The sequence below is a fragment of the Paenibacillus thailandensis genome (assembly GCF_042685365.1).
In the GTDB taxonomy this organism is placed as follows: domain Bacteria; phylum Bacillota; class Bacilli; order Paenibacillales; family Paenibacillaceae; genus Paenibacillus_AP; species Paenibacillus_AP thailandensis.
The window spans coordinates 1-14,088 of sequence record NZ_JBHUMY010000005.1; the positions used below are offsets into that span (position 1 = coordinate 1).

Sequence of the window (14,088 nt, forward strand, 5' to 3'; positions counted from 1 at the left end):
GTTGCAGTATCGGACGAAGTATATATGCCTTCCAAAATTACGGGCTTTTTCCCTGTATGATAAACGGGTTGCCCGTCTACATAAAACCCGTTTTTGACATCGATTTTCCCAACTCTTGCGTCGAAAAACATTCTTACGGTATCATCATTTCCCGCAATCCCCATTCCCCACCAAAGCTTCAAGAGAAGGTTATAAAGGGTATAAGAAGCGCCATCGCCCGTACCGGCCTTGAATTGGTTTGTTCCATTTGCTGCATGTAACGTCAGAGGGCCCGTCATCGCCTCGCTACCATCTTTCTTCAGACGGGTATTAGCATTTGCATTCGCATTGTCCGCGGCTGTCTGCGCTGCCGCTGCATTCGCGTGAGCATCGGCGATCCCTTGCTCGATCTTATTCATGTTCCCAGCATTGAGCGGAGTTCCGGCTTGGGTAACAGTTCCGGGTGATTGTGTCAAGGTAATCTCGGACGCCGTTTCGTCGCTCTTAGCGTAACGATTCGGAAATTCAACAACTCTATCCTGCCAGTTCGTTTTTGTATATGCCATATATCAGTAAATCACCCCTGTTTCCCCACATATCGCTGCCCCACAATAACGAAAGCTTTTGTAAACGAGAACTCCGTAATCCATAAGCAGCTCCACCGCCAATTCAAGGCGATTCGCGTCCGTATAATCGAATGGCTTCCCGGTCGTCCATGTCTCAGCCCCCGGATAGCCAGGAGGAGTCATAAAGTGTGTCCGGATCAGTTCGAGGTTCTCCTCGATTCTATTTATGCTGCTGAGAGTATCAACGCTGGTTTGAGTACGGTTCGTGATGAAGGTCATTGCGGGGAGCGTGTATTGAATCGAATTCAGGAAGTTGGCTACTTCTTGGGTGTTGTTCTCAATCCGATTGAAGTCGACTGCGTTTATTCGGTCTAAGGCGTTCCAATCCAGCTTCGGAGCGATCCAAGCCATATCAGTTCACAGCTCCTTTCGCTTCCGTTTGAGCCGAAAGGTAACCCTGATAAGTCAGGCTTGTTTTTACGATCATGGCCGTCATATTAGCCACGTAGGTGTTCTCAATCCCAATTACATCAGCCAGCTCCTGTGCTGGATTCCCACGCCAATTAATGGTGTACTTTGCCCGATATGACTTCTGAGTAAGGAGCCAATTCGCAACGGAAGCCGCGACGGCAGCGGTATTTATAAGCGTGTTATTTTCAAGCCTCAGGGTATCGCCAAGGTCAACTCCCGCTGCTGAAACGGATTGTACCGCTGACGTGTTCAGGTCCGGCCAGTAATTCACGTCCACCTGTTTTACGACTTTATCCAGTTCGATTTTTGGCTCGCTGTAAGTATTGTCAAACGTCACCTCATCGACGGGGCTGCCGAGTGAAACTCGCTTCAGCATGATGATATTGGAACGGGTGACGAAGATGTTCGCCATGCCAGCCAGTGCAATCATCTGCAGCAACGTCCGGCAATCCGTCTTCTGTGCAAGCGAATTGGTCGTGATGTTCTGGAGAACTGGATCGATGCTGTAATTCGTAATGCCGCAGATGGCAAAGACCTGAACGGCGAGTTGATAGAGCGTCTTGCTGCTCGGCGTTAACTGCTCGTATTCGTAGTTGGCCATTAAGTCGAGATTCGTCCGGGCCATGAAAGAAGCCGTCAGCGAACCCTCTTCACTGGTCCATTCCCAAAGCAGATACTTGCCAAGCGGCACATATTCGATACGGCCGCCGTTAACCTCAACGCCCATTTCTGGAATGACCTCTTGCCGCTGCTGAAGGAACTTGTAAAAACCAGTCGGATTCAGGATATTGAAAGCCCTGCTGCTGTTGTCGACGACAAACCGGAATTCTGGGGAAGGTAGTTGCCCCGATGTCATGTCCATTTCCTCAATGAGGTTCATAGAAATCAGCTGCGAATCCGTATACGACTGAACGATTCCAAAGTCAACCTCCAGCACCCGCGCCCGTCGGTTCCCGGCACTCCACTTTTGAATCGTAATAACGACCTTCTTGTATCCCACGATCTGTTGCTGGATGATGCACCGGCTCGATGTATTCCCCGTCACATTCTGGCTCAGCAGAACGCCTCCAGCGGCGTCATACACGCTAGCGTTGAAGTCGGTGGCATACTCCTCATTGATTGAGTCGAACGTGACTGTGAGCCCTGCGCTGGAGTGTGTGCCAACAAAGTCAATGGTGATCGTTGGCGGGCTGGAAAATACCCCGTTCACGTCGCAAAGAGAGGAGCTGATAAAACCAACTTCCCCATTATTTGCAACCGTATCATCCGGGAAAGAAAACGAACCGTCCAGCCGGAAACGATCTTGTTCAAGAGTCGCTAAGTTGTAGGTGGCGTTGCGGTTCTTATCGATCAATTGGTCCTTCCGGCTAAAGAACAATTCCGACGACGTAGTCAACGACAATATATCACCGGCAGCCGTGAGGTCCGAGATATCGAATGTCACTCTTCCTATTACAGTTCGGACGGGGGCATAGACTTTTTCTTTGTATAGCTGTGTTGTCTGGTACATATCCCCACATCACCTCTCGATTAAGGAAAATTTGATGCTTTTGTAACGAAGGTTGCCATTAATAAAATCCATTACGCCGACGCTACGATCACCGCAATAGAATGTGGCAGTTCGCTCCGCGTTAGTTTCAGGATCCGTGTAAGTGACATCGAAGAAAACCGGTTTTACCGCCGATAGAACTTGAGCAAGCTGGGTCGGCGAAAGGTATGTCCAAGAAAGTTCAATCTTTCGCTTGGTCGCAATTCGCTCGATAATCATGGTGCCGTTGGCATTTCGCTCCGCCTTACTGATGTCTTGGATACCGAAATTAATATCGGAAGGAGACGGGAGTGTCTTGCCGTCAATTTCAATCAACGCCATTATTCATCCGCCTCCTATGTTGTTTGGATCAGAGCATTCCCAAGACGAGAGCTCTCGGCATTGTTGTATGGAGCAGTTACCCGAGCCAGTTCGACTCCGCTGATTTGAATCACGATGTCGCCGTTACCCCGCCCAACCTGCCCGACCTGCATCGCCGTCAAAACCGCCGTTCCGAGTGCGCTCGCGATCTTATCCGTGAAGGAGGTGTTCTCGAGCGGAACGATCAATTCGCGACCAGCCTCGCCGGCAATGTAGTTCCCCATATTGGTTGCACCATCGACAAACCCGCCGCGGGCAAGCTTAGGAATCTTGGGAATATTGAAACCAAAAGAAGTGTAGCCGGTGATCTCCTGTACCCATTTCGGAACATCAATTTTGATTTTATTGATGCCATTTATCATCGCGTTTATGGCATCAATTATCGAATTCAGCGGAACTTTAATCACACCCGCCAGACTGTCGAAAACGCCTTTAAAGACGCCCTTTATTCCGTTCCAAGCCTTTTCCCAATTCCCGGTGAAAACACCGGTAATAAAGTCCATAAGGCCGACGAAAATTTCCTTTGCACCTTGAATGACGTCCCCGATCCCTCGGAAAGCATTGTCCAAAACACCGACGAAAACATCTGCAACGTAAGCTGCCAGTGGCTTCAACACTTCGTTCCATACATATTCAAGGGCTTTGGTCAATTCAGTCCAGATCGGCAGCATTGTGTCTTTAAGAAATTTCCCGAGCGGTTCGAAGCCGTTGGTCCATAGAAATCTCAGAACAGATGTAACAGCCTCAATGGCAGGGCCGAACATTTGAGATAAAGCTTGGCCAAGGGGGACCAACACATTTTGCCAAAACGATTGAGCAATACGGGCGACGGTATCAAATGCAACACCAAGCACATCTCCTAGAATTACGGCCAGCGGCTGGAGCACGTTAACCCATAACGCGGATAAGAATGTTCCAAACGGGGCGAGCACATTATTCCAAAGCCATTTAGCCGCGTCCGAGACTACATCCCACGCTTTGACGAAAACATTACCGAGCCATTTACCCAGTGGCACCAGTACGTCATTCCAAAGCTTCGACATCGCGTCTTTAAATTGCTCCCAGTATTCAACGCCCTTCGTCGAAAGCCATTCCCCAAATGGCACCATGACGTTCTCCCACAACCACTTTGCCGCCTCTCCGATCGCCTTCAGAATCCCATCAACAACACCGCGGAAGGTTTCGTTTGTGCGGTAGAAGTAAACGAAAGCGGCCACAGCAGCTGCAATGGCAGCTACTATCAACCCGACCGGGGAAAAGAGCCCCGCAAAAGCAGCTCCGATCGCGGACATAGCTTTTGCAATTGCTCCGACAATCGCAGACCACTGAGTTATAAGGAAGGCCGCGACGATCGCCGCCCCAATGCCGGCAAGTGCAGCAATGATGAGGTCCTTATGTTGTTGAATGAACGACGACATTTCTGCGAAGGCAGTTTTAATCTTCGTTGCCATCTCACGAACTTTTTCGGAGACTTGGACAGTGCTTTCAGCAAATCCCCCGAGATCCGGTGTCAAGTCAGCAAGGTCAGTTGAGCCGGCCGAACCAGTTACACCGGACCCTGCAGCAGCACCTCCGACCGCTTCCGCCCCACCTGTCGCCAGCGTGTTCACCTCGTCAAACCCGGCTACAGAACCAGCCGCTTTCTTCGCTTCCTTGCCTGCCTGTTTGTAGGCATCCCCTAAATCACCCACAGCAGCCGCTTGGCTGTTTGTTGCTTTAGCCTGAGCCTGTGCTTCTTTGGCTGGCGTCTTGCCAAATAGTGCCTGCGAGAACTGAGCTACGACATTCATCACGGTCGCCAGTGCAGAGGCCAGCTTCGTCAGAATCGGAAGCACAATATTCAAGATGGGGAGGAACGCTTGACCAAGATAAAGCTGTACATCCTTCAGCGCGGCTACGAACTGGTTCATCTTCGCGTTCGTGTTATTGGCGACCTCGTTGCCATATTTCTGCGTGGATTGCTCGAGAATCGCCATTAGCCTGATTTGGCTTTGTGTCTGGAAGTCCAACTGCTCCCATGATTTGTCGCCGGCAAAGCGCCTGAACGCGGCGGTCGATTCGAGCATTGCCACGTTCACGTTAATGCCCAGGTCTTCGATCGCATCCGTTTCGCCCAACAAGCCGGACCGGATACGCTCCATGACATCTTCCATTTGCCGCCCGGTCGCCACCGAGACGACTGCGGATGCACGGAGCAACTCTTGTGTGTATTTCGTGGTTTCCCTAGTATCCTTGAAAAAGCTACTCAGAAGGTTGGAGTAAACGGCACCGTATTGGATGACCTCTCTACGCCCCATACCGAAAGCTTGCGCATTGGCATTTGCCCATTCCACGAATGCTTTCGCATTCGTTCCCATCGTCCGGTTTAGTTGCTGGATGGACGATTCGAACGTCATCGCGGCTCTCGTTGCATCCTTAAAAACGGTGCCAATACCGACAGCAGCGAGCGCCCCGCCTATGGCCTTCATGGTATTGGAGACATTGTTTTTGAAATCAGCCAGATCCTGACGGGCTTTCGACAATTCCTTTCGCATTCCGGAGAAGTCGGCGCCGGCCCGGATCATTAGGTTTTTTACGACACCCATTTAACCGATCAACTCCTTTCTGAACGCAAAAAAGAGAGCACCTATTTACCGCTCTCTGCATTTCCGTCCGTATTTGTTTCGCCTCTACTGCTGACTTCTTTGCCGCCCAGCGCTGCATTTAGAACTCGAACCATTGCAAGCATCTCCTCCGGCGTCTGCGGCCTCTTCTTCTTGAGTTGGATGTCCTCGAGAACTTTCTTGAGTGTCGGCATTTTCCGAATCCGATGCCAGTATGCCGTCAGGTAGGCGATTGTTATACGCTCCCGATGCTCGGCCTGTAGACGGCTACTCCATTCCTCAATCTGCATGTTCAGTTCATGAGGCGTCATTTCGTTGTACTCATGGAGTGTCAAGCCTATCCTAAAAGCCATCCGAAGGGATTGTTGCCAATCAAAGGGCTCATTGGACTCGTCGTCAATTACTCCCCCGTCTTCCCGTTTCCCTCCAATTGAACAGGAGTAAATTCTGCGCCGAATGCATTGGCTAATGCTTTTTGCATGGATTCGATAATATCCATGAATCGGGGAGCTTTATCAAGAAGGTCTTCCATTTGAGAAAGTTGCAGCGTCTCTCCGTGTGATTTAGCATCGGAAAGAAGCCCGCAATAAAGATACTTCTCGATCTCTTCCAGGTTGATATCGTTTGCCTCAATATTTTCGAGGCTCTTGCCGGTTAAGGCCATGAGTTGCTTCAGAGCTTTGTGGCCATACCGAACTTCCCGTGGTCTGTCTAATTCTAAAATGACAACGTCATTGTTGTTTGCGCTGGTCATGTATTCATCACCTTTCGAGAATAAAAAATAAAACGGCTGGAACCCGATTTAGCTCCAGCCGTGAAGTTGATTAAGTGGTCGGGTTAAGATTCAGAACTGGTTCGCCCGATACTTTGATTGTCGATTCGAAACCGACGGCTTCTTCAAGTTCTGCGCTCGTCGAGAACGCAGTTACGACGCCGTTAAACTCCCATTGTGCCGACATGGATGCCGGAAACTTAATTTTGAACGCGCTCGTATCGCCGCTTTCGAAAGCAGCGTACATGGCGGCTTGACCCGGATCATCCGGAGCGAAATAACCGGAGATGCTTACCTCTCCAGCATCCTTGAAGCCGGCCAAGAACTTACGGTAGCCGCCAGTGCTGTCCAGAGCTGTGACGTCAATCGTCTCAGCTGAAGCTTCGACGCCCCCGATGGACGTCAGATTACCGACAACCTGCGTCCCGATCAATAATTGCGTGCCTAACGCACGAGTAGCCTCAGCCAATGTTCAAACCCCCTTAAAAATGTACTTCGAATGATATAACGCACCGATGGAGTTTCGGCGCCGACTCATACAACTCAGCCGGCTGCCCGTAGGTGAGCTCCTGAACAAATGGCCCGTCATCGCCAATAACCCGCTGTTCGAATCCAGTCAAGCGTGTAATGATGTCGGCCTGCAGACGCTTCATCTCCGCGTATGACGCAGCTAGAAGGTTCAGTTCGACTTCCACTGCCTTACTGGTCAAAAAGCCGCTCAGAGCTTTAATCTGTTGGCCAAATGACGATTCGTACATAACGTATGGGGCAACTGTGCCCGCGGCGGCGAAAGCAGGAACCACTTTGCCGGAAAGCCCCGATATGGATTCCAGTTCCGCAACGAGCGCTTCTTCGAATTCCATACCGTCACCCTTTCAGTGCTTTGTCGACTTCTTTGCTGGCGACCTCGACAACCCGACGCTCGATCTTGACGACGTTGTCCGTCAAGGCTCGCCGGAGGAACCGGTAGCCTGGGATATATCCGCCGTCCACGGTCATAAAGCCGTATTCCTGAGAGGCCGGATAGTAGTAACGCGTGCCGTCCTTCGTCATCTTCACGAATATGTCGTTTTTGGCTGGATCCATCATTACATCGTAAACCTTCTTGCCGATCTTGGTCCGGCGTTCCCCTTTCAACACGATGCCTTTCTTGAGTTCCCCGGTATCCTCAGGAGCGTTGGCGCGGGCCGCCTTAAGCGCGATTGTGGCGCCGGCACGGGCTGCTTTTGTCACAACCCGCTGCGGTACCTTCTCCAGCTTCTTCATTGCCCGCTCGAGCTCAGCCATTCCCTCGATTGTGCTTTTCTTAGCCATTGCCGCCCTCCATCGGGTACCGGGAGCACACAAGCTCCAGCACTTCGCCATTTTTTGAAAAAGTCCGTACAACGTGGTAAACCGTATCGCCATATCGAACTTTCGGCTGCTCCTCATACTCGATGACTTGAATTTCAAACACCATCTCCGGTCGTAATCCGACGGCGGCAGCCTGATAAAATTCAGACTGCCGGACCGATTTCTTGTTTGCGAATACCTGTTTCTGATTCGGATAAGTCTCGATCGTTTCGCCGTAGCTGTTTCGCGACGAAACAGGCGTCAGCAGTTCGATCACGTCACGCCACAACATTAGGCATCACCTTCCATCGTGTACTCGATCGACATCGATAGATGAGCCTTGAGCGACTCATAGGAAGCCTGCAGCCGAGCCGCGTCCGGATTATCGAATCCAAAATTCGCCTTGCAGTAAGTGACGACGGCACGCTTAATAAGCGAATCCGTGTCATCAGCTACCTTGGCCGGGAGGATCCCGGATAATCGGAGGTCATCCCGCGCCGCGGCGATCAGGTCCTCGACTTCGCCGTCCAAGGCTGTGACGTTCTGGCTCAGCCGCAGAGCGGTTTTAACGTCGGCGAGCATTGTCACTCGTCATCACCCTTATCGAGCTCCGCCTGCGCCTCCTCGGCCTTCTCTTTGCCCCGAATCTTTTCGCCGTTGGAAAGCTCGTAATAGCCGCCACCAACGTGTTTCGGGAACCCATCTTCCTCTTCAAGGTCGCCTGCGTTGGAGCCGTCCATATCGTCGGTGTCGCTGGCGGCGATCAGGTCCGGCTGCTGAACGATGTCCGAAGTATTCGGATCGAGCGCCTGGTCATCACCCGCTTTTTCCGGTTCAGACGGCGGCGTCGTGGTCCCTTCCTCGCCGGCGGGGCTGTTAGCCTCCTCAGACTCCGGCGGGCGTAGCAAAAAGCCGCCCTCAATGAGAGCGGCGAGTCGCGCCTCGTCGGCCTCATATGCGCTGCCGACTTCATAATGCTTCATTGTCAACTTGCACCGGAATGCCCGCTTGACGACAGCGAATAGATTGGCCATAGGTTACACCGTCGCCGCTTTCTTCACGCGCAGGAAGCCGTTCTTCGAAACGACGTTGCCGCCGACGAATACGGAGCCGCGGTGAGCGATCATGCCTTGTTTGAATTTGTAGTCATCCGAACGCTTGACATCCAGGTCAGAGAAAATCGCCAGCATATAATTGCTGAGCGGACCGTATGCCATCGAATATTGCCCCGTTGTCGTCGCGGCGTCGGAGATCGCTTTGCAGGCGCTGTTGATGATGAAAGGTACGCCGTCGATGGTGCCGCTGTTGCCATTGGAAACGACGTTGTAGATTTTCGTGCCGTCATCACCGCGCAGCTTCGCGAATTCCTTCAAATCCTTCTTATTCAGGATAAGGACAGCCGTATCCTCGACATCTTCGTCGCCGCCGTAGGAATAAATAATGTTGGTCAGCGTGTCCTCGTCGATAACGGAAATTTCAAGGTCAGTCGCAGCGTCGATAGCCGTTGCAGCGTCCGAGAAAATACCTACGAGGTGGCCGGAAGTCCCGTCACCGATCAGGATCTCACGGGTGATTTTCTTGCGAGTCGCCACCGTGATGCCTTTCATGACTTCGCCGTCATAATCCGCGGCCGGCAGTTTTTGAATTTCTTCGGAGTCCTCTGCATATGCAGTGACCTTGGTCTTGTTAATGTCGGCGTAACCGAAAGTCGGTTCGGCCGTCGCATAGTCCGTGCCTTCAGCAGTGTAATCGCCCGTACCGTAACCTTTCAGGTACGGCTGTTGGAAGCTCTCGCCGCCAAGCAGAACCTTAGGTGCAACGCGGTCAATAAGGCCAGAAACCTCATTGAACGTCGGCCGGATGTCCGAAGCCTGATACTTCGGAAGGATAACATTCGAGGAACCGACCGTTACCGAACGGTTTTCTTTCAACGCCTTGCCGCGCTCCTCAGCAGCTTTGCGTGCTTCTTTAGCCGGATCAGCTGGAGTATTACCGGCCGTAAATGCAGCCGTTTGACGTGCTTCAGTTTCCCCAGTTTGGATGCTGGCGGCGATGGCCGCGCGTTTCTCGCGCTGACGGATTTCTTTTTCTTCGTCTTCGAGGGCGCGAAGTTCCGTCTCCAATTTGTCGAGGTCAACTTCCCCCGTTCCTGTCAGAAGACCGCGAATTTCAATGCGGCGCTCTCCGATTTCTTTCAGACGCTTTTCTGCCTCGGATTCGCCGGCGAACGTTTGCAGGTTAAGAGCAAAGCGATACTTTTGATTTTTCATATGGGTTAAACCCTCCCTGGAATGGTTTTAAAGGTACGTTTGAAGCAATAACTTCTTCCGCCGTTCAGCAGCTGCCGCCGCTTGTTTTTCCTTCTCGATCTCCATTTCGAAGGCCGAACGCGCAGAAATAGAAGTGGTATCATAAGCGGGAATGTCCACCGCGGATACGTCATAAAGCTTTTTGATGCGCAGAATTGTCCGGGTCCGAGTTTCGGTGTCGTAAGACGATTCTTTGACCGTATAAGCGTAGCTCATGCGATCGATATAGCCGCCTTTGATTTCCTCATAGAGCCTTCGCCCTTCCTCGGTACCGTCCAAGCGCGCCCGGATGAACAGGCCTTTGCTATCCACCTTCAGGTCAAGCGTCTTGTTACGGGTCCGGGCCATCACCTTGCCGCCATGGTTGTAGTTAAAGATAACGTCCGACATATCCGCGTCGCGGAAAGCGTCCGGATGGACCTTTTCCTTGTACTGGGTGTCGCCGTATTCGTAAAGCACGGTCGGCTCATTAAACCGGGCAGCGTATCCTTCAACGTACAGCGCTTCTTCGGCGCCTTCATCCTCAGTCAGCGCAGCCGCGCGGATCTCGAATTGAAACTCCCGAAACTCCCGGTCTTTCCAACGTTGATTAGGCGTCATCGTCGTCCCCGTCGTCATCGTCATTTTCTTCCTCACCTCCCTTCGGTGGAGTCTGGTTCACAGGCGCCGTATTTACCGTCGCCGTATCAAGTCGGCGGATCGGTTCGTCCCCGCCTTCGACCGGCGCCATGTTGAACGTTTCCCGCCATTCGTTGGGCGTCATCGCGCCGCGGTCGACCATTTCCCTCAATTCGAGCTTCGTTTTCACGCTGGCGTACTGCAGCCGGTTGGCTTCGAAAACAATCTCATTACCATGAGCCTGCTCGTTATCGCTGAATATCTTTGCCGTCGCCTCCAGGCTCGTCTGAATGGCGAAGGTCGGCTCAATGACCGACTCGTAAAAAGCATTCCATTCGTCCTCGGTGTAGCTGGAGTTGATGATCTTCTCGTTGACGCCAAAGTATTTGTAAACTTTCTGTTCGATCAAGCCCATCTGCTTGGCATCGATCATCTTCGGGTCGCTGTTAATCGGTGTGAACTCCGCCTTAACGTCGGTGGCCGCGATGCCACCCCCATTCTCCGGATTGAGATAATCCCGAATGAAGTCATCCGTTTGTTTCTTCCGGTCCGCCGGGTTCAAGTTCTGCGTAAACTTCAATATTCCGCGGACGAAAGCCGACGACTTAATGGCGTTGATGATGCCCTGATTCGAAGCATGGATAAGCTCCAGCGTCGGCAGGAGTGGTTCTTCATTGCCGCTGCCGAAGTCCGAATCGGAATTAAAAAACCGACGCAAATGAATCACGTCGGAATAAGGAACGGTATAGGTCTGGCCCTGCTTCATCTGGAAGCGTATGAATGATTCGTTTTCGGTCTCAAGCATTTCCGCTTGAACGCAATCAATCGGGTAAAAGCCGCGGACCCTGTATTTCTCCATCGGCCCGGCGCGGTCGATCAGGATAAAGGCGTTCGATCGAAGCAGCAGCTGCGTAAAAACCTTGTACCAGAAAATATATGCGTTCTGCTTAGGGTTCGGCCGCACGCTGAGAAGCCGCTCTATATTGCCGCCTACGTTCTGGACCTTACCGTTTACTCGCCGGACGTGCTTGGCCTTGAGCTTGGCCGCATTCCGAGCGATTGTGTCCACCGTGGCCCGGACAACGTCGCTTTCGTAGGTATTATCGCCGAACGGCGTGAACACCGGGTTATACCCGCCCAGGAACCGAAACTTCAAGGCGCTTCGAACGGCGCCGGCGAACCTGCTAAACACCTTTTGAAACATGCCCAATTGTTTTGTCGCCTCCTCCCGTTATAACAAGCCCATATACTCTTCCCGATGCCGCTCCAGCGCGACATAAGCGTTAAGCAGAGCGGCCGTGCCGTCGATCCGGCGCCGCTGATTCTTGCCCTTATGCGGCTGAATGGTCTGGTTCTTCAAATCCAAATCGACGTGCGTATTCGACAAACACCATTTGTCTATCGGATGGTTGTTGTAATTGACCTTTTTGGCCGCCAAATCCGCCCCGAGCAGCTTCATAGGGCCCGAGAGGGTCGGTTTACCTTGGGCAACTGCCTCCATCGCGCTGGGGCCAAAATAGGAGGCCATTTCCTCAACCCAATAGATGGCCGAATAGCGGTCGTAGCCGACCCACGGAATATATATTCCGTATTCGTTTTGAATCTCGACAAACCAGTCCGTGACGAACTTGTGATGCACCCGATTACCCGGCGTCGTCCGCAGGAGGCCGCGCTGATGCCACAGGTCGTAAGGGATGTTGTCCTCTTTGACCCGCTTCTCCAGCAAGTCTTCCGGCAGCCAATACATCTGCAGGACGTAAACCGTCGGGTCATCCCGCCGCATGGCAATGACCTTGGCCGCCGTAAGGTCCGTCGTCTCGGAGAGGTCGGCGCCCCCAATGCCGTAGGTCAGGCCGAGCTCCTGCACATCAAAGGTCGCTTCGTTGTTCAGTTCCTCGAACGTCAGCCAAGCCTCCGTCGACGTCTCCCGGACATTGAAATCTTTGGTCAGGAGGTTCTTGACCAGCATCGGGTTCTTCTTCGCCTTGGACACCTTCGTTTGAAGCTGGTCGATGCGCTTGATCGTCCCGAGTCCCGGGTTCGCCTTTTGCCAGCATTCCGGATCCGTCCATTCGTGCCGGTTGTCGAGCTCGTAAATGATCGGCAGGAAGTGCTCGTACGGGTCGGCCTCACCCTCCTCTTGGGGCTGTCCAATATTGTTCAGCTTGGCCTCGGCCTCCTCATATTTGAGGTCATAGACGGCCTCCCTGATCGTGCCGGCCGTCGTAATCATGACGATCAGCGGCTGCTCCCGGGCGCTCGTGCCGTCGACGATAACGTCATACAGGTTCCGGTCCTTCCAGGCATGTATTTCGTCCATGAGCGCGCCGTGAACGTTCAGGCCGTCGAGCGTCTCGCTATCGGAGCCAAGCGGCTTAAAGGAGCTGTCGTTGATCTTACCGACGAGTTCAGAGACGAGCGGCTTGATTCGCTTGCGGAGTGACGGCGACTTGTTGACCATCCGCTTTGCTTCCAACCATACGAGCTTTGCTTGGTCTTTCTTCGTGGCGCAGGCGTAGACTTCCGCGCCAGGCTCGCCGTCGGCCACCTGAAGGTAAAGGCCGATGCCGGAAGCGATCGTCGACTTCCCGTTTTTCCGGGCAACAACAAGAAGCACCTCGCGATATTTGCGGGTGCCGTCAATTCTGTGTATGAAACCGAAGGTTGCCGCGATGAAGGCCTTTTGCCAGAGCTCCAAATCGATCGGCTTGCCGCCCCACTTGCCTTTCGAATGCTTGCAGTAATTCTCGATGAACTCGATGGCATGGTTCGCGTGCTTCGGACTGTATTCGTATTCTGAATCTTGGTCGTAGATATCGGCGACCAGCTTCTGATACATCCGCCGGACCTTATCGCCGACCGTGACCTTGCCAGACTCGATCTGAGCCCAGTATTCAAGAATCGGGTTATAAGCTAAAGGATATTGCTTCCGGAGCGCTGCACTCATCGGCGAGCCACGAAGTCTTCAAAGCCATCGTCGACTTCACCCTTCCCTATGCCGCCATCATCTGGCTTAGGCAGCATATCCGAGAGCTGCTTGATGATCTTCTGGTAGTTACTGTTCATCGAGTTGTAGAGTCTGGCAACCGGCCGCTCCCGTTCATAGGCAGCTTGCTTATCCGATTGCGAGAACATCTCGACGGAGCCCCTGTCGCCGAGGTCCTCCTCGTATGATTCCAGCGTAATCCGCATGAAAGCGGCGCGCCGGATGAGGCCGTCGGCGATCTCCATTTGTTCTTTCGGCAAAACCTCGTATATTTTTCGAAGTCGTTCTTCCTCCGCCGAAATCGCCTGTTGCCGGGCCTTTTTCTTCGCATTTTCAGCCCGGGTTTGCGCTGCTTTTTTCGCGCTTTCAGACCGCTTGCCTGCGGATTTTTTCGTCATCGAATCACCTCATTTCAAGGGGAGGGGGGTCATGCGCGAGCCCTGTGTATTCTTTGAAAGGGGCACACCGGTCTTAGGCGCGCCCCGTCTCGATTTTCGAAGGGGGGGGCCTACCTCGAAAATTTTCGACAATTCGACAAACATC

18 protein-coding genes are annotated in these 14,088 nt (G+C 52.7%); all 18 read right to left on the bottom strand.

The features are described from left to right. Positions 1-545 (bottom strand): hypothetical protein (locus ACFSW5_RS04440; protein WP_449290232.1); only part of this gene is annotated, 545 nt, incomplete at its 3' end. Between the two features lie 3 nt (positions 546-548). Further along, a complete protein-coding gene (locus ACFSW5_RS04445; RefSeq protein ID WP_379270204.1) occupies positions 549-956 on the bottom strand; it encodes a hypothetical protein in 408 nt (135 codons plus the stop codon). Between the two features lies 1 nt (position 957). Then, positions 958-2,526: a hypothetical protein gene (locus ACFSW5_RS04450; RefSeq protein WP_379270205.1), complete on the bottom strand. Its 1,569-nt coding sequence runs from the start codon at positions 2,524-2,526 to the stop codon at positions 958-960. A gap of 9 nt (positions 2,527-2,535) precedes the next feature. After that, complete coding sequence (locus ACFSW5_RS04455; RefSeq protein WP_379270206.1) at positions 2,536-2,886, bottom strand: DUF6711 family protein; 351 nt, start codon at positions 2,884-2,886, stop codon at positions 2,536-2,538. A gap of 14 nt (positions 2,887-2,900) precedes the next feature. Then, the gene (locus ACFSW5_RS04460) at positions 2,901-5,510 is read right to left on the bottom strand and encodes a phage tail protein (RefSeq protein WP_379270207.1); all 2,610 of its coding nucleotides are present in this window, start codon (positions 5,508-5,510) and stop codon (positions 2,901-2,903) included. Positions 5,511-5,551: 41 nt separating this feature from the next. Further along, a complete protein-coding gene (locus tag ACFSW5_RS04465) occupies positions 5,552-5,839 on the bottom strand; it encodes a hypothetical protein (RefSeq protein WP_379270208.1) in 288 nt (95 codons plus the stop codon). Positions 5,840-5,928: 89 nt separating this feature from the next. Further along, on the bottom strand, positions 5,929-6,282 hold the full coding sequence (locus tag ACFSW5_RS04470; protein WP_379270209.1) for a hypothetical protein: 354 nt from the start codon (positions 6,280-6,282) through the stop codon (positions 5,929-5,931). Between the two features lie 70 nt (positions 6,283-6,352). Further along, the gene (locus ACFSW5_RS04475) at positions 6,353-6,769 is read right to left on the bottom strand and encodes a phage tail tube protein (RefSeq protein ID WP_379270210.1); all 417 of its coding nucleotides are present in this window, start codon (positions 6,767-6,769) and stop codon (positions 6,353-6,355) included. Between the two features lie 13 nt (positions 6,770-6,782). Beyond that, complete coding sequence (locus ACFSW5_RS04480) at positions 6,783-7,163, bottom strand: DUF3168 domain-containing protein (protein ID WP_379270211.1); 381 nt, start codon at positions 7,161-7,163, stop codon at positions 6,783-6,785. A gap of 4 nt (positions 7,164-7,167) precedes the next feature. Then, positions 7,168-7,614, bottom strand: coding sequence for an HK97-gp10 family putative phage morphogenesis protein (locus ACFSW5_RS04485; RefSeq protein WP_379270212.1), 447 nt, complete (start codon positions 7,612-7,614; stop codon positions 7,168-7,170). Continuing rightward, positions 7,607-7,924: a phage head closure protein gene (locus tag ACFSW5_RS04490; RefSeq protein ID WP_379270213.1), complete on the bottom strand. Its 318-nt coding sequence runs from the start codon at positions 7,922-7,924 to the stop codon at positions 7,607-7,609. The genes ACFSW5_RS04485 and ACFSW5_RS04490 overlap by 8 nt, the downstream gene beginning before the upstream one ends. Further along, positions 7,924-8,214 (bottom strand): phage head-tail connector protein, encoded by a 291-nt coding sequence (locus ACFSW5_RS04495; protein ID WP_379270298.1) that lies wholly within the window; start codon positions 8,212-8,214, stop codon positions 7,924-7,926. The genes ACFSW5_RS04490 and ACFSW5_RS04495 overlap by 1 nt, the downstream gene beginning before the upstream one ends. 2 nt (positions 8,215-8,216) lie before the next feature. Beyond that, complete coding sequence (locus tag ACFSW5_RS04500) at positions 8,217-8,615, bottom strand: hypothetical protein (RefSeq protein WP_379270302.1); 399 nt, start codon at positions 8,613-8,615, stop codon at positions 8,217-8,219. Between the two features lie 54 nt (positions 8,616-8,669). After that, positions 8,670-9,902 (bottom strand): phage major capsid protein, encoded by a 1,233-nt coding sequence (locus ACFSW5_RS04505; RefSeq protein ID WP_379270214.1) that lies wholly within the window; start codon positions 9,900-9,902, stop codon positions 8,670-8,672. Between the two features lie 27 nt (positions 9,903-9,929). Continuing rightward, positions 9,930-10,565 (bottom strand): HK97 family phage prohead protease, encoded by a 636-nt coding sequence (locus ACFSW5_RS04510; RefSeq protein WP_379270215.1) that lies wholly within the window; start codon positions 10,563-10,565, stop codon positions 9,930-9,932. After that, complete coding sequence (locus ACFSW5_RS04515; RefSeq protein ID WP_379270299.1) at positions 10,531-11,763, bottom strand: phage portal protein; 1,233 nt, start codon at positions 11,761-11,763, stop codon at positions 10,531-10,533. Before ACFSW5_RS04515 ends, ACFSW5_RS04510 begins: the two co-directional genes overlap by 35 nt. 27 nt (positions 11,764-11,790) lie before the next feature. Then, on the bottom strand, positions 11,791-13,506 hold the full coding sequence (locus tag ACFSW5_RS04520; RefSeq protein WP_379270216.1) for a terminase large subunit: 1,716 nt from the start codon (positions 13,504-13,506) through the stop codon (positions 11,791-11,793). Beyond that, positions 13,503-13,943, bottom strand: coding sequence for a hypothetical protein (locus ACFSW5_RS04525; protein WP_379270217.1), 441 nt, complete (start codon positions 13,941-13,943; stop codon positions 13,503-13,505). The genes ACFSW5_RS04520 and ACFSW5_RS04525 overlap by 4 nt, the downstream gene beginning before the upstream one ends. Positions 13,944-14,088 lie beyond the last annotated feature (145 nt).